Annotated in this window: 12 protein-coding genes and 1 tRNA gene; 12 read left to right on the top strand and 1 reads right to left on the bottom strand. The window is 63.0% G+C overall.

The annotated features are described in order from the left end of the window. Positions 1 to 4: 4 nt before the first annotated feature. The 11 genes from nuoL to ACIU1A_RS13790 all read left to right on the top strand — a co-directional run bounded on the left by nuoL (position 5) and on the right by ACIU1A_RS13790 (position 14207). Positions 5 to 1978: an NADH-quinone oxidoreductase subunit L gene (gene nuoL, locus ACIU1A_RS13840; RefSeq protein ID WP_404927532.1), complete on the top strand. Its 1974-nt coding sequence runs from the start codon at positions 5 to 7 to the stop codon at positions 1976 to 1978. Then, entirely contained in the window at positions 1978 to 3483 is a 1506-nt protein-coding gene (locus ACIU1A_RS13835) for an NADH-quinone oxidoreductase subunit M (RefSeq protein ID WP_140521140.1), read from the top strand. Before nuoL ends, ACIU1A_RS13835 begins: the two co-directional genes overlap by 1 nt. Before the next feature lie 19 nt (positions 3484 to 3502). After that, entirely contained in the window at positions 3503 to 4939 is a 1437-nt protein-coding gene (gene nuoN / locus ACIU1A_RS13830; RefSeq protein ID WP_140495588.1) for an NADH-quinone oxidoreductase subunit NuoN, read from the top strand. Between the two features lie 4 nt (positions 4940 to 4943). After that, positions 4944 to 5765 carry a biotin--[acetyl-CoA-carboxylase] ligase gene (locus tag ACIU1A_RS13825; protein WP_140516406.1) on the top strand — a complete coding sequence of 274 codons (822 nt, stop codon included), beginning with the start codon at positions 4944 to 4946 and terminating at the stop codon, positions 5763 to 5765. A 94-nt stretch (positions 5766 to 5859) separates the two neighbouring features. Further along, positions 5860 to 7530, top strand: a complete 1671-nt coding sequence (locus ACIU1A_RS13820) for a ribonuclease J (RefSeq protein ID WP_404927531.1) — start codon at positions 5860 to 5862, stop codon at positions 7528 to 7530. Between the two features lie 102 nt (positions 7531 to 7632). Continuing rightward, positions 7633 to 8037, top strand: a complete 405-nt coding sequence (gene mce, locus ACIU1A_RS13815; RefSeq protein WP_140555002.1) for a methylmalonyl-CoA epimerase — start codon at positions 7633 to 7635, stop codon at positions 8035 to 8037. Beyond that, a complete protein-coding gene (locus ACIU1A_RS13810) occupies positions 8034 to 8318 on the top strand; it encodes a DUF1467 family protein (RefSeq protein WP_140495592.1) in 285 nt (94 codons plus the stop codon). The genes mce and ACIU1A_RS13810 overlap by 4 nt, the downstream gene beginning before the upstream one ends. Positions 8319 to 8949: 631 nt before the next feature. Further along, positions 8950 to 10278: a proline--tRNA ligase gene (gene proS, locus ACIU1A_RS13805; protein WP_404927530.1), complete on the top strand. Its 1329-nt coding sequence runs from the start codon at positions 8950 to 8952 to the stop codon at positions 10276 to 10278. Continuing rightward, positions 10275 to 11561, top strand: coding sequence for a lipoprotein-releasing ABC transporter permease subunit (locus ACIU1A_RS13800; RefSeq protein WP_404927529.1), 1287 nt, complete (start codon positions 10275 to 10277; stop codon positions 11559 to 11561). The genes proS and ACIU1A_RS13800 overlap by 4 nt, the downstream gene beginning before the upstream one ends. Further along, positions 11561 to 12241, top strand: a complete 681-nt coding sequence (locus tag ACIU1A_RS13795) for an ABC transporter ATP-binding protein (protein WP_140495870.1) — start codon at positions 11561 to 11563, stop codon at positions 12239 to 12241. Before ACIU1A_RS13800 ends, ACIU1A_RS13795 begins: the two co-directional genes overlap by 1 nt. A gap of 718 nt (positions 12242 to 12959) precedes the next feature. Then, entirely contained in the window at positions 12960 to 14207 is a 1248-nt protein-coding gene (locus ACIU1A_RS13790; RefSeq protein WP_404927528.1) for a site-2 protease family protein, read from the top strand. Positions 14208 to 14223: 16 nt separating this feature from the next. On the opposite strand, the gene lipB is transcribed toward ACIU1A_RS13790, so the two are convergent. Beyond that, positions 14224 to 14967: a lipoyl(octanoyl) transferase LipB gene (lipB, locus tag ACIU1A_RS13785; RefSeq protein WP_404927527.1), complete on the bottom strand. Its 744-nt coding sequence runs from the start codon at positions 14965 to 14967 to the stop codon at positions 14224 to 14226. 180 nt (positions 14968 to 15147) lie between these two features. On the opposite strand from lipB, the gene ACIU1A_RS13780 reads away from it, so the two are divergent. Further along, positions 15148 to 15232, top strand: a tRNA-Leu gene (locus ACIU1A_RS13780). Positions 15233 to 15382 lie beyond the last annotated feature (150 nt).

Here is a 15382-nt window from a genome sequence, read left to right as displayed (position 1 = left end):
CACCATGTACCAGGCCATCGTCTTCCTTCCGCTGCTCGGCTTCCTGATCGTCGGCCTGTTCGGCACGTCGCTCGGCGCCAAGGCGTCCGAATACATCACCTCCGGCTTCCTGGTGATCGCGGCGGTGCTGTCGTGGGTTGCTTTCTTCACCGTCGGCTTCGGCCATGGCGAGGTGTTCACCGTGCCGGTGCTGCGCTGGATCCAGTCCGGCGGACTGGAGGCGTCCTGGGCGCTCAGGATCGACACTCTGACGGTGGTCATGCTGGTGGTGGTCAACACCGTGTCGGCGCTGGTCCATATCTACTCGATCGGCTACATGCACCACGATCCGAACCGGCCGCGTTTCTTCGCCTATCTGTCGCTGTTCACCTTCGCCATGCTGATGCTGGTGACGGCCGACAACCTCGTGCAGATGTTCTTCGGTTGGGAAGGGGTGGGCCTGGCGTCCTACCTGCTGATCGGCTTCTGGTACAAGAAGCCCTCGGCCAACGCCGCGGCCATCAAGGCCTTCGTCGTCAACCGCGTCGGCGATTTCGGCTTCGCGCTCGGCATCTTCGGCGTGTTCGTGCTGTTCGGCTCGGTCAATCTCGGCACCATCTTCGCCAATGCGGCGACGTTCATCCCGGCTGAAGGCGCCCCGCAAGGTGCTGCGGTGCTGACCTTCCTCGGCCATGCGCTGGACAAGCAGGCGGCGATGACGATCGTCTGCCTGCTGCTGTTCATGGGCGCCATGGGCAAGTCGGCGCAGGTGCCGCTGCACACCTGGCTGCCGGACGCCATGGAAGGTCCGACGCCGGTCTCGGCGCTCATCCATGCCGCCACCATGGTGACGGCCGGCGTGTTCATGCTGGCGCGGCTGTCGCCGCTGTTCGAGCTGTCGCATTCGGCGCTGACGGTGGTGACCTTCATCGGCGCCTTCACCGCTTTCTTCGCGGCGACCGTCGGCCTCGTCCAGAACGACATCAAGCGCGTCATCGCCTATTCGACCTGCTCGCAACTTGGCTACATGTTCGTGGCGCTTGGCGTGGGCGCCTATGGCGCGGCGATCTTCCACCTGTTCACGCATGCCTTCTTCAAGGCGCTGCTGTTCCTCGGCTCGGGCTCGGTCATCCATGCGGTTTCCGACGAGCAGGACATGCGCAAGATGGGCGGCCTGAGGACGCTGATCCCGACGACCTACTGGATGATGGTAATCGGCACCCTGGCGCTGACCGGCGTCGGCATTCCGGTCACCGTTATCGGCACCGCCGGGTTCTTCTCCAAGGATGCCATCATCGAGACGGCCTTTGCCGGGCATAATTCCGTGGCGGGCCTCGCCTTCCTGCTGCTGGTGATCGCCGCCGGCTTCACCTCCTTCTATTCCTGGCGGCTGATCTTCATGACCTTCCACGGCAGGCCGCGGGCGAGCCATGAGGTGATGCACCATGTCCATGAATCGCCGCCGGTGATGCTGGTGCCGCTGTTCGTGCTGGCGGCGGGCGCGCTGTTTGCCGGCATCATCTTCCACGGTGCCTTCATTGGCGAAGGCTATGCCGAATTCTGGAAGGCGTCGCTGTTCACACTGCCGGACAATCACATCCTGCACGACATTCACGAACTGCCGCTATGGGTCGAGCTGTCGCCGTTCATCGCCATGCTGATCGGCCTGGCGCTGGCGTGGAAGTTCTACATCCGCTCGCCGGAAATGCCGGTCAATCTGGCCGCCCAGCATCGCGGGCTCTATGCCTTCCTGCTCAACAAATGGTATTTCGACGAGCTCTATGACTTCCTCTTTGTGCGGCCGGCCAAACGCCTCGGTTCCTTCCTGTGGAAGACCGGCGACGGCACCGTCATCGATGGTCTCGGGCCTGACGGCATTTCGGCACGCGTCGTCGATGTCACCAACCGCGTCGTCAAGTTGCAGACCGGCTATCTCTATCACTATGCCTTCGCCATGCTGATCGGCGTTGCCGCATTCGTCACCTGGATGATGCTCTGATGACCGCCTGGCCAATTCTCTCGCTGGTCACCTTCCTGCCGCTGGTTGGTGTGCTGCTCATCCTGTTCATCAACGACGACAGCGAAAACGCACGCCGCAACATCCGCGCCATCGCGCTGCTGACGACGACGTTCACCTTCATCATCTCGCTGTTCATCTGGACCGGCTTCGACAATTCGCAAGCCGGCTTCCAGTTCGTCGAGAAGGTCGCCTGGCTCGATTCCGGCATCTCCTACCATATGGGCGTGGACGGCATTTCGATGCTGTTCGTCATCCTGACGACATTCCTGATGCCGCTCTGCATCCTGGCGTCGTGGGAAGCGATCGAAAAGCGCGTCAAGGCCTACATGATCGCCTTCCTGCTGCTCGAGACGCTGATGATCGGCGTGTTCTGCGCGCTCGACATCGTGCTGTTCTACGTCTTCTTCGAAGCCGGCCTGATCCCGATGTTCATCATCATTGGCGTCTGGGGCGGCAAGCGGCGCGTCTATGCCTCGTTCAAGTTCTTCCTCTACACGCTCGCCGGCTCGGTGCTGATGCTGCTCGCCATCATGGCGATGTTCTACCAGTCCGGCACGACCGATATCCCGACGCTGTTGACGCACAATTTCCCCGCCAACATGCAGACATGGCTGTGGCTCGCCTTCTTCGCTTCGTTCGCGGTGAAGATGCCGATGTGGCCGGTGCATACCTGGCTGCCGGATGCGCATGTCGAGGCGCCGACAGCCGGTTCGGTGATCCTGGCCGCCATTCTGCTGAAGATGGGCGGATACGGCTTCCTGCGGTTCTCCTTGCCGATGTTCCCGCTGGCGTCCGAGATGTTCGCGCCGCTGGTCTTCGCACTTTCGGTCGTCGCCATCATCTACACCTCGCTGGTGGCGCTGATGCAGGAGGATATGAAGAAGCTGATCGCCTATTCGTCGGTCGCCCATATGGGCTTCGTGACCATGGGCATCTTCGCCATGAACCAGGAAGGCGTGCAGGGCGCGATCTTCCAGATGCTCAGCCACGGCCTGGTCTCGGGCGCGCTGTTCCTGTGCGTCGGCGTCATCTATGACCGCATGCACACGCGTGAGATCGCCGCCTATGGCGGCCTGGTCAACAACATGCCGAAATACGCCACCGTGTTCCTGATCTTCACCATGGCCAATGTCGGCCTGCCGGGCACGTCAGGCTTCGTCGGCGAGTTCCTGACCATGCTCGGCGTGTTCCGGGTCAATACCTGGGTGGCGTTCTTCGCTGCCACCGGCGTCATCCTGTCGGCCGCCTACGCGCTTTGGCTCTACCGCCGGGTGATCTTCGGCGCGCTGACCAAGGACAGCCTCAAGGGCCTGCTCGACCTGTCGACACGCGAGAAGGCGATCATCTATCCGCTGGTTGTGCTGGTCATCTTCTTCGGCGTCTATCCCGCTCCCGTCTTCGACGCGACGGCCCAGTCGGTCAAGTCGCTCGTCACCAATGTCACCGCATCCATCGGCGCCGCGCAGACCGCGGCGGCGAACTGACCCAGGGGTTTTGCGAACCATGACGCCGGACCTTCTCTCCAGCCTGTCGCTCTCGACGCCCGAGCTGATCCTTGCCATCGGCGCGCTCGCGCTGCTGATGGTCGGGGCCTATTCGCGCGCCAACACCGCCAACACCGTAACCGGCCTTGCCGTCGCCGTGCTGGTGATATCGGGCGCCTGGCTGATCTTTTCCACCGGGCAGGGCAGTGCCTACGGCAATGCCTTCATCCAGGATTCCTTTGCCCGCTTCATGAAGCTGCTGGCGCTGGTGGGCTCGGCGGTGACGCTGATCATGTCGATGCGCTTCGCCAGGGCGGAGCGGTTCGACAAGTTCGAATATCCGGTGCTGATCCTTCTGTGCACGCTCGGCATGATGCTGATGATCTCCGCCAACGGCATGATCGGGCTCTATCTCGGCCTCGAGCTTCAGTCGCTGGCGATCTATGTCTTGTGCGCGATCAACCGCGAGAACCTGCGCTCGACCGAGGCGGGCCTGAAGTACTTCGTCCTCGGCGCGCTGTCGTCGGGCATGCTGCTCTATGGCATCAGCCTGGTCTATGGTTATACCGGCAACACCGGGTTCCAGGAGATCGCGACGGCGCTGGGCGGCGGAGAGCGCCAGCTTGGCCTCGTCTTCGGCCTGGTCTTCGTGCTGGCCGGCCTCGCCTTCAAGATCTCGGCGGTGCCGTTCCACATGTGGACGCCCGACGTCTATGAGGGTGCGCCGACACCGGTGACGGCTTTCCTGGCGGCGGCACCCAAAATGGCGGCTATGGCGCTGATCGTGCGCGTCACCATGGGCGCGTTCAAGCCGATCGCTTCCGACTGGCAGCAGATCATCGTCTTCATCTCCATCGCCTCGATGGCGCTCGGCTCTTTCGCGGCGATCGGCCAGACCAACATCAAGCGCCTGATGGCCTACTCCTCGATCGGCCACATGGGCTACGCGCTGGTTGGCCTTGCCGCCAACAGCCAGGCCGGCGTGCGCGGCGTCGCGATCTACATGCTGATCTATCTGGTGATGACGCTCGGCACCTTCGCCTTCATTCTCGCCATGCGGCGCAAGGAAGGCAATGTCGAGCAGATCAGCGACCTGGCAGGCCTGTCCTCGACCAACCCGATCATGGCGACGATCCTGACCATCCTGATGTTCTCGCTGGCCGGCATCCCGCCGCTCGCCGGCTTCTGGGGGAAGTGGTACGTCTTTCTCGCCGCCATCAATGCCAACCTCTACGCGCTGGCGATCATCGGCGTGCTGGCCTCGGTAGTGGGCGCCTATTATTACCTGCGCATCATCAAGATCATGTGGTTCGACGAACCGGTCGGCGGCTTCGTGCCGATGGCCAGTGAATTGCGCCTCGTACTCGGTGTCTCCGGCGCTTTCGTGCTGTTCTATGTGCTGATCGGCGGTCCGATCGGCACCTATGCCGAAGCCGCCGCCAAGACATTCTTCTGACGGGATGGCATTTCGGCTGGCTCCAACCTCGGCGTCGGAAGGATTCCGGCTGGAGGCGCATGACAGCGTCGGCTCCACCAATGCGCTGGCGCTGGATCACGCCCGGGCCGGCGACCCCGGCAGATTGTGGGTCGTTTCCAAGAAACAGGAAAGCGGGCGCGGGCGGCGCGGCCGCGTCTGGGCGACACCCGAGGGAAATCTGGCGGCGACGCTGCTCGTCCTCACCGGGGGCGAGCTTCGACTCGCCGCGACGCTCGGTTTCGTCGCCGGCCTGGCGCTGGCCGATGCGCTCGATGCCGTGGTGCCGGCGGGCCGGATCGCCATCGGCCTCGACGGCGGCAATGAAGGCAAGAACCGTTTCGAGCTGAAATGGCCGAACGACGTGCTCGCCTCCGGCGCCAAGCTTGCCGGCATTCTGCTGGAATCGGCCATGCTGGACGGCGGCCGTTTCGCGGTGGCGGTCGGCATCGGCGTCAATGTTGTGGCATACCCTGAGGATTTGCCGTATCCCGCGACGTCGCTTCACGCATTGGGTGCGGCATGCGATGCCGAAACGCTGTTCCTGGCTCTGTCGGATGCCTGGAGCGAGAATGCCCGCCTGTGGGACGACGGGCGCGGACTTGCCGCCGTCAGGCGGCGCTGGCTGGCACGCGCGGCAGGGCTTGGCGGCGAGGTTGCTGTCAGAATTGACGGTAATGTGGTGCGCGGGGTGTTCGAGACCATTGACGAGGACTGCCGTTTCGTGATCCGCGACGATGAGGGCTCGGTTTTGACGATCGCCGCCGGCGATGTGCATTTCGGCGCGGTCGCATCCGCCCGGGTATAGTTTTGTTTTTGCGCAATTCCAGACGGAAAACCGTTACAGACTTTTCCCGGAATTGCTTCAATGGCTTGGCCTGAGGGCCAGGAAGGAAAAAATCATGGCGAAAGCGGAAAACGCCGAACTCGTCTTCGTGCCGCTGGGCGGCGTCGGCGAGATCGGTATGAACTTCGCTCTCTACGGCTATGGTCCGCCGAGCGCGCGCGAATGGATCGTCATCGACGTCGGCGTCACCTTTCCCGACGCGGCGCATCCGGGCGTCGACCTGATCCTGCCCGACACGCGCTTCATCGAAGAGAACATCGCCAATTTGCGCGGTATCGTGATCACCCACGCGCATGAGGACCACTATGGCGCGCTGCTGGATATCTGGCCGAGGCTCAAGGCGCCGGTGTGGATGACGCCGTTCAGCGCCGGGCTGCTGGAAGCCAAGCGCCAGGGCGAGCAGGGCGCGCCGAAGATCCCGCTGACCATCTACCGCGCGGGCGAAAAATTCACCGTCGGTCCGTTCGAAATCGAGGCGATCCCGGTCGCGCATTCGATTCCCGAACCGATGTCGCTGGCCATCACCTCGCCGGCAGGCACCGTCATCCACACCGGCGACTGGAAGATCGACCCGGCGCCGACGATCGGACCCAAGACCGACGAAGCACGGTTCCGCGCCTATGGCGACAAGGGCGTTCTGGCGCTGGTCTGCGATTCGACCAATGCTATGCGCGAAGGCGAATCGCCATCGGAAGTCGCGGTCGGCGAGGGGCTGAAAGGGGTTATCCAGGCCGCCAAGGGCCGCGTCGCCGTTACCACCTTCTCGTCCAATGTCGGCCGTATCGTTTCCATCGCCAAGGCGGCGCGCGATGCCGGCCGTCAGTGCCTGGTGCTCGGCCGTTCGCTGAAGCGCGTCATCGATGTCGCCGGCGAACTCGGCTACATGGACGGTCTGCCGGAGTTCATAGCCGAGGAGGATTTCGGCTTCATTCCGCGCGAAAACCTGGTCGTCATCTGCACCGGCAGCCAGGGCGAGCCGCTGGCGGCGTTGGCCAAGCTGTCGCGCGACGAGATGAAGTCGGTGTCGCTGACGACCGGCGACACGGTGGTGTTTTCCTCGCGCACCATTCCCGGCAACGAGAAGGCGATCCTCGAAATCAAGAACCGCCTCGTCGATCTCGGCATCAAGATCATCGAGGACGGCGATGCGCTGGTGCATGTCTCCGGCCACCCGCGGCGCAGCGAATTGCGCAAGATGTATGAATGGGTACGGCCGCAGATCGGCGTTCCAGTGCATGGCGAGGCCGCGCATCTGGTGGCCCAGGGCTCGCTGATGTCGACGTCGGGCATCGGCCAGGTGGCGCAGGTGCGCGACGGCGACATGCTGCGGCTTGCTCCCGGGCCTGCCACGATCATCGACCAGGTGCCGTTCGGCCGCATCTACAAGGACGGCAGGTTGATCGGCACCGACCAGGCGATGGGCATTCGCGACCGTCGCAAACTGTCCTTTGCCGGCCATGTCGCGGTCAATGTGGTGCTGGACGAGAAGTATGAGCTCGCCGGCGATCCCGATCTCGTCGCAATCGGCGTCGCCGAGGCCGACGCCAGGGGCGACACGCTGGAGGACCTGATGATCGATGCGGCAATCGGCGCGGTGGACTCCATCCCCCGTCAGCGCCGAAAAGATCTCGATCTGGTGCAGGAGGCGGTACGCCGTGCCGTACGTGGCGCCGCCAACGAAGCCTGGGGCAAGAAACCGCTGGTGACTGTATTCGTCACGCGGTGACGAATAGGGGAATAGGGGAATAAGGCAGTAGGGGAGTAGGGGAGAATGAGCCGTTGCTTTTCTTCTGTCTTGTTTCCCTACTCCCCTAAAGCGGAGCGCTCTATGCTTGGACGCCTGAACCATGTCGCGCTTGCGGTGCCGGATCTGGCTGCGGCTGTCGCTTGTTATCGCGACACGCTAGGCGCCGAAGTGAGCGAACCACAGGCGCTGCCCGGGCATGGCGTCACCGTGGTGTTCGTCAATGTCGGCAACACCAAAATCGAGTTGCTGGAGCCGCTCGGCGAGGGCTCGCCGATCGCGGCTTTCCTCGAGAAGAACCCGTCGGGCGGCATGCACCATCTCTGCTACGAGGTCGACGATATCCTTACCGCGCGGGACCGGCTCCAGGCAGCTGGCGCCCGGGTTTTGGGCGACGGCAAGCCGAAGACCGGCGCGCATGGCAAACCTGTGCTGTTCCTGCATCCGAAGGATTTCTTCGGCACGCTGATCGAACTGGAGCAATCATGAGCTGGGTTTCGTTCACCGCACTGTTTTTCGCGACCTGGTGGGTGGTGCTGTTTGCCGTTCTGCCGTTCAGCGTCAGGACGCAGGATGACGACCGTGACGTGACGCTGGGCACGGTGCCGAGCGCGCCGCGCGGACCACATATGCTGCGTGCGGTGATCCGCACCACCGTCGCCACGGCGGTGCTCATGGGCATTTTCTACGGCCTTACGCACGGGCTGGGATATAGCCTCAACGACATCCCGCACATCGTGCCGGAATTCGGCCAGGCCACGGCAAAATAGCAGCATTCAAACCGGCTCTTGCGCTTCGGGCGAGGTCACGCCGCCATTCGGCGCCGGCTCATCTGTTCAGGCTTCAAAAATCATGACGCGGGGTAAGGTGGTTTGGCAACGCATTGCGCTAAGCAGGTGAATGCACAAAAAAAATGCAAGGCACAAGGCCTTGCAATTTAAACGCGTCCGATCTGTTTCCGGTTTCCGGCGGCAGCGAGTAACCGCGCCTAGATCGCATCCTCCCAAGACTTTGACCGCGTAGGAGAACAGATTTTTCTCTGCTCTCTCGGTTATCAGGGCACATTAGCCCAACGGAAATGAAAATGTCACGAAGAATTTTGCCTTGAAACGGGCATTCTCGTGCTGCACTGCACAATAGTACGGCAGGCTTTGCTTGGGAAACGACCAGCCGGGCGTTTTATGCAACCGTGGCTCCTTCGATCGTCCAGCATTCGCGGCGGGCGCGAGGGGTGCTCAAGACGTTTTCATTCCGCGCGCCACGCCGTTCGAAAGCTGAATTTCCGATTTCCGGGTCGATGCGTCCGGGTTCCCATTGCGCCATGAAATGGCTATGAAGCCGGGGCAAGCAAGCCTGCGTCGCACCGATTCTGGCGCGGCCTCCTCATTCACGGACCAGTCCATGCGTTTGTCGCGCTATTTCCTGCCCATCCTCAAAGAGAATCCGCGCGAGGCGGAGATCGTCTCGCATCGGCTGATGCTGCGCGCCGGCATGATCCGCCAGCAGGGGCAGGGCAGTTTTTCCTGGCTGCCGCTGGGCAAACGGGTCTTGGACAAGGTCTGCCAGATCATCCGCGAGGAACAGAACCGCGCCGGCGCGCTGGAAATCCTGATGCCGACCATCCAGTCGGCCGACCTTTGGCGCGAAAGCGGCCGCTATAACGACTACGGCAAGGAGATGTTGCGCATCAAGGACCGCCAGGACCGCGACATGCTTTACGGCCCGACCAACGAGGAAATGGTCACCGAGATCTTCCGCGCCTATGTAAAGTCCTACAAGGACTTGCCGCTCAACCTCTACCACATCCAGTGGAAGTTCCGCGACGAGGTGCGGCCGCGCTTCGGCGTCATGCGCAGCCGGGAATTCCTGATGAAGGATGCCTACTCCTTCGATCTCGACTTCGAAGGCGCGAGAGCCGCCTACAACAGGATGTTCGTGTCCTATCTCCGGACCTTCACCCGCATGGGCCTACAGGCGATCCCGATGCGGGCCGACACCGGTCCGATCGGCGGCGATCTCAGCCATGAATTCATCATCCTGGCCGACACCGGCGAGAGCCAGGTGTTCTGCCATCGCGATTATCTGTCGCTCGGCGTGCCCGGAGCCAACACCGATTTCTCCAACGACGCCGAGATATCAGGCATCGTCAAGACCTGGACGACGCCTTACGCCGCGACCGACGAAATGCATGACGAAGCGGCCTGGGCTGAGGTTCCCGACAGCGACAAGGTTTCGGCGCGCGGCATCGAAGTCGGCCATATCTTCCATTTCGGCGAGAAATACTCCAAGCCGATGGGCGCCAAGGTGACCGGGCCCGACGGCAAGGATCATTTCGCTTCCGGCGGTTCCTACGGCATCGGCCCGTCGCGGCTGGTTGCGGCGATCATCGAAGCCAGCCATGACGAGAACGGCATCATCTGGCCGGAAGCGGTGGCGCCGTTCGACATCGGCCTGATCAACATGAAAGCCGGCGATGCCGATTGCGACCCCGTCTGCGATGAGCTCAACGCAGCTTTCACCGCCGCCGGCAAGGATGTGCTCTATGACGACACCGACCAGCGGCCGGGCGGCAAGTTCGCCACCGCCGACCTGATCGGCTTGCCCTGGCAGGTGATCGTCGGACCGCGCGGCGTGGCCGCCGGCGAGGTCGAGATCAAGAACCGCAAGACCGGCGAGCGCGTGACGCTGCCGATCGCCGATGCGAAAAAACGCTTCGGTGCCGCCGCATGAGCGAGGCGGCGGCAGCGAGACCGGCAGGCGCCGGACCGTTTTCCATCTTCGAACGCACGGTGGCGTGGCGCTATCTGCGCTCGCGACGCAAGGAGACGGTGATCTCGGTCATCGCCTCGATCTCCTTCCTCGGCATCATGCTGGGGGTGGCGACGCTGATCGTGGTGATGGCCGTCATGAACGGGTTCAGGGCCGAGCTGCTCACCCGCATTCTCGGCGTAAACGGCCATCTGATCGTGCAGCCGCTGGATTCGCCGCTTGAGGACTATGCGCAGGTCGCCGGCCGCATCAACGGCGTGGCCGGCGTCAAATACGCCATTCCGCTGATCGACGGCCAGGTGCTGGCGCAAGGCAATGTCGGCGGCGGCTCCGGCGCGCTGGTGCGCGGTATCAGTGGCGAGGACCTGGGCAAGATCGCCATCGTCGCCAGCAACGTCAAGCAAGGCTCGATCGCCGATTTCGACACGGGCGAGGGTGTCGCCATAGGCAAGCGCATGGCGGAGAATCTCGGCCTGGCGCTCGGCGACACGATCACGCTGATCTCGCCGGACGGCGACGTGACGCCGCTCGGCACGACGCCGCGCATGAAGGGCTACAAGATCGCGGCGATCTTCGAAGTCGGCATGTCGGAATATGACGCCTCCATCGTCTACATGCCTTTTTCGGAGGCGCAGCTCTATTTCAACATGGATGGGCGAGCCCAGACGATCGAGATCTATGTCGACAATCCCGATGATGTCGACGCGCTGAAACCGAAGGTGGAAGAAGCCGCGCAGCGACCCATAGACCTCGTCGACTGGCGGCAGCGTAACGAGACCTTCTTTTCCGCCCTGCAGGTGGAGCGCAACGTCATGTTCATGATCCTGACGCTGATCGTGCTGGTGGCGGCGCTCAACATCATCTCCGGGTTGGTCATGCTGGTGAAGGACAAGGGGCACGACATCGCCATCCTGCGCACCATGGGCGCCTCGCGCGGCGCCATCCTGCGCATATTCCTGATGACGGGCGCGGCGATCGGCGTCACCGGCACCATCGCCGGCGTGCTGCTCGGCGTGATCATCTGCCTCAACATCGAATCGATCCGCGAGTTCTTCTCCTGGATGACCGGCAAGGTGCTGTTCAATCCGGAGCTCTATTTCCTCAGCCAGTTGCCGGCGAAGATGGATCCGCGCGAGACGACCTATGTCGTCATCATGGCGCTCGGCCTGTCCTTCCTGGCGACGTTGTTTCCGGCATGGCGGGCGGCCCGCCTCGATCCGGTCGAAGCGCTGAGGTACGAATGATGGCGCAGGCCATTATCGAGTTGAAGAGCGTCGAGCGGCACTATGTCCAGGGGCCGCGCAAGCTCACCATTCTGAACGGTGCGGACTTCTCGCTGAAGCGCGGCGAGATGGTGGCGCTGGTGGCGCCGTCCGGCACCGGCAAATCGACGCTGCTGCATACGGCAGGGCTCTTGGAACGGCCCGACGCCGGCGACGTGATTCTCTCCGGCCGGGCCTGCGGCCGGCTATCCGATGACGAGCGCACCTCGATCCGCCGCAACGATGTCGGCTTCGTCTACCAGTTCCACCATCTGCTGCCGGAGTTTTCGGCGCTGGAAAACATCATGATGCCGCAGCTCATCAAAGGTCTGCCGCGCAAGGAGGCGGCCGAGCGCGCGGCGCAGCTGCTCGACTATATGCAGATCGGCAAGCGCGCATCGCACCGGCCGTCCGAACTGTCGGGCGGCGAGCAGCAGCGCGTGGCAATCGCACGCGCGGTCGCCAATGCGCCGCTGGTGCTGCTGGCGGACGAGCCGACCGGCAATCTCGACCCGGTCACTGCCTCCTATGTGTTCGAGGCGCTGGAGGCATTGGTGCGGCAATCCGGCCTCGCAGCGCTGATCGCCACCCACAATCACCAGCTGGCAGCGCGCATGGACCGGCGCGTCACCCTGGCCGAGGGCAAGGTGGTGCCGCTGTAGAACGTTGATGTCCGCTGCGAGATTGGTTTCAACCTTAACAACGTCCAGCGAGATTTCCGCGGGTTTAGTTTGCCTTCGGGGATACTGATCCCTCCGGGGATCAGAACCGCCAGTGAGCCTTCAGTGCGATCAGGGCGGAAGAGATCGCGGTCATCACCAGGATGAGCAGCCAGGTTACAAAGTTGCGCGAGAGGCGCCACCGGCGGCCTTGCCTCATGCGCTTTCGCCAGCGATCAGCTTGATTGGCGCCTTGGTGTTGCCTCACGTCCATCACTCGGCAGTCGCAGCTTACCCACTATTGTCTCGACTGAGATTGAGGGCAGCAGGCGCTCATCCCATACGCTAACTGACGATAGCGTCGCCGACATCTTCCTGACCTGTTGATAGGTCCCGCGCCGTCAACCTTTTCTTAACCCTGCCGGTTTGATCGCTCGAAAATTCCGGCTGCGGACGGATTCCGCTCGTTGACTTTGAAACAAAATTAGAACAAATTGCGAACATATCAACAACAGGAGAGAGTTATGACCGATCTGGTTCAGGATGTCATCTCGCTGGTTTGCATGAGCACCTTCCTCATTTCCATGGCGATCTGGATCGGAGCCATGTGAGGTGACCGTCTCTGCCGTCGCTGTTCCGGCGGACGAAAGTCCGCTTTGCCGTTAAGCCTTTCTTGCCGCCCATGGCGCTAGGGTGTCGCTCCTGAAAGCAGGAGCGCCGCGTGTCGCCCATCGTCGCCGCCTTTCTCGTGGCCAGCAATCTAGGGCTGATTTTTCTCCTGATGAGCGTGCCGCTTGGTTTGCGCACAATCAGGCTCAGCCGCACGGTCGCGGCCGACCGGCAGCGTCTGTGGCAGGCGCTGTGGCCGCTCGGGAGCAATGCCGGCTGGTCCGGCGAAATCCTCTCGGCAGAGATGCTGGGCGAGGGAGTGGTCCGCACCAGAATGTCCTGGGAGGGCCGGGACGGCCTGCCGATCGAACGCAAGGCCCTGCTCGAGAATGTCGTGCATGGCAGGTGCTTTTCGATGCGCGTCATCGAGGACACGGCACTCGATCCGTCTTTCTGGGCGCATTATCGGGAAACCGCGCAGTTGGTCTCGATTGGCGAGGCCACCCGGGTGACGCTCACCCAGACCGACCGTTACCGCGGCGTGGCCTTCCTGGCGTTCCGCTATTTCGCCATGCGCCGCGAACTCGCCAAGCTGGATGGCTGGGCCAGGACAGGGCGGTATCGCAAGGGCGGCTGGTTCGAACATCCGCTGAGCCAGCTCGGCTTCGCCGCTCTCTCGGCATTCATCCTGTGGCCGTTCTTCGGGCTTCACCGCGGCGGGCTTGCTCTGGCCGCGATCCTGACTTCCGTTGTCGCCCTGCACGAGCTCGGCCACATAGCGGCATTCCGCCTGATGGGCCATCGCAGGGCGCGCATGATCTTCATCCCGCTGCTCGGCGGCCTCGCCATTGGCGGCCGGCCCTATGACAGCCGTTTCGAAGTTGCGTTCGTGGCGCTGATGGGCGCCGGGTTCTCTGCTTTCCTGGTGCCGTTGGCGATGATGGGCAGCACGTTTGCAAGCGCGGAAGGGTACTGGCTTGCCGCGACATTGCTGGCGACACTGGCGGGCTGTGCTGCCCTGTTCAACATCGCCAATCTGGTGCCGGTGTGGAAATTCGATGGCGGCCAGGTGCTGCGCCAGATCTGCCCGGGGCCGGTCGCGCTGGCGCAGGCCTCCTTCTTCCTGCTCTCGGCGTTCCTGGCGCTTGGCTGGCGGGCCGGCTTTTCCATCGGCTTTCTGCTCGCGGCCGGCGCGGTCTTTGCAATCCTCAGCCTTCTGACAGCGGGCAGCGGGGTGAGGCCGCGCCACGAACTGAAGCCGATCCGCACGGCCGACCGTTTCGTCATCGCCGGCGCGCTGCTGGCGGTGTTCGTCATCCACGGTTATGGAGTGCTCTGGGCGTCGGCACGGCTGATCTGAGCTGTCCGGGAAGCGTTCAGCCGGCCTCGCGGGCTGTTTCCACGGGCAAGGCCGTGGCTGGGCCGAAGACATCCTCGAACGCTGATTTCAGCGCCAGGTCGAGATCGGCCATCGTCACCGGCAGCCCGAGATCGACGAGGCTGGTGACGCCGTGGTCCTGCACGCCGCACGGCACGATACCGCTGAAATGGCCGAGGTTCGGCTCGACATTGATGGCGATGCCGTGAAAACTCACCCAGCGCCTGAGCCGAATGCCTATTGCCGCGATCTTGTCCTCGGCGGCAGAGCCGTCCGGCAGGGCAGGGCGATCGGGCCGTACCACCCAGACGCCGACGCGATCCTCACGGCGCTCGCCATTGACGTTGAAGGCGGCGAGCGTGCCGATGATCCATTGTTCGAGGGCGGCGACGAAGGCGCGCACATCCTCCCGGCGGCGTTTCAGGTCGAGCATGACGTAGGCGACGCGCTGGCCCGGCCCATGATAGGTGTATTCGCCGCCGCGGCCGGCCGAAAACACCGGGAACCGGTTGGCGTCGATCAGGTCCTCGCTGCGCGCACTCGTGCCGGCGGTATAGAGCGGCGGATGCTCGACCAGCCAGACCATCTCGCCGGCGGCCCCGCTGCGGATCGCTTCGGCGCGCGCCTCCATGAAGGCAAGCGCCTCGGGGTAGGCGGTGAGGCCGGGCTCGATCGCCCATTCGACGGGCGCCGAACCGGGCAAAGGCAGGAACGACGTGGCGATCTGGCTGCGTTCTGGCATGGGATGTCTCTTGTTGTACTTCATATGGCGATATCGGGCCGAAACGTCCAGTTCGCGGTGCATTTTGGCGCTTTGATCCGTTATGGCAATTCCCAGCGATTAAATGCTCGGGGCACACTTGTTTCGCCGGAAACGATTTGCTACACGCCGCGAGCCGGTCGGTTCCGGCTCCTACCACGTGCGGTCGTGGCGGAATTGGTAGACGCGCAGCGTTGAGGTCGCTGTGGGGCAACCCGTGGAAGTTCGAGTCTTCTCGACCGCACCATTCTCTCTCCCCAGAATCTGATTTGTAGCGGCACCTCCAGCCCTACGGACACCGCGCATTTCGTTTGATATTCCCGCGCGTTACGCCAGTTTCTTTTTGAGCGTCGGATTTTCCCGAAACCGGTTTCCACTTTCGGGTCCGATGTTCTAG

The sequence above is a fragment of the Mesorhizobium maamorense genome (genome assembly GCF_044998965.1).
GTDB lineage: Bacteria > Pseudomonadota > Alphaproteobacteria > Rhizobiales > Rhizobiaceae > Mesorhizobium.
Note: the sequence above shows the minus strand (reverse complement) of the source record. Positions and strands in the feature narration are given on the sequence as shown.

Coding starts and splice junctions, on each gene's coding strand:
- ACIU1A_RS13825 (WP_140516406.1), top strand. CDS start 4,944: ATGGCATTTCGGCTGGCTCCAACCTCGGCGTCGGAAGGATTCCGGCTG.
- ACIU1A_RS13835 (WP_140521140.1), top strand. CDS start 1,978: ATGACCGCCTGGCCAATTCTCTCGCTGGTCACCTTCCTGCCGCTGGTT.
- nuoL (WP_404927532.1), top strand. CDS start 5: ATGTACCAGGCCATCGTCTTCCTTCCGCTGCTCGGCTTCCTGATCGTC.
- nuoN (WP_140495588.1), top strand. CDS start 3,503: ATGACGCCGGACCTTCTCTCCAGCCTGTCGCTCTCGACGCCCGAGCTG.
- proS (WP_404927530.1), top strand. CDS start 8,950: ATGCGTTTGTCGCGCTATTTCCTGCCCATCCTCAAAGAGAATCCGCGC.
- ACIU1A_RS13800 (WP_404927529.1), top strand. CDS start 10,275: ATGAGCGAGGCGGCGGCAGCGAGACCGGCAGGCGCCGGACCGTTTTCC.
- ACIU1A_RS13795 (WP_140495870.1), top strand. CDS start 11,561: ATGGCGCAGGCCATTATCGAGTTGAAGAGCGTCGAGCGGCACTATGTC.
- ACIU1A_RS13810 (WP_140495592.1), top strand. CDS start 8,034: ATGAGCTGGGTTTCGTTCACCGCACTGTTTTTCGCGACCTGGTGGGTG.
- ACIU1A_RS13820 (WP_404927531.1), top strand. CDS start 5,860: ATGGCGAAAGCGGAAAACGCCGAACTCGTCTTCGTGCCGCTGGGCGGC.
- lipB (WP_404927527.1), bottom strand. CDS start 14,967: ATGCCAGAACGCAGCCAGATCGCCACGTCGTTCCTGCCTTTGCCCGGT.
- mce (WP_140555002.1), top strand. CDS start 7,633: ATGCTTGGACGCCTGAACCATGTCGCGCTTGCGGTGCCGGATCTGGCT.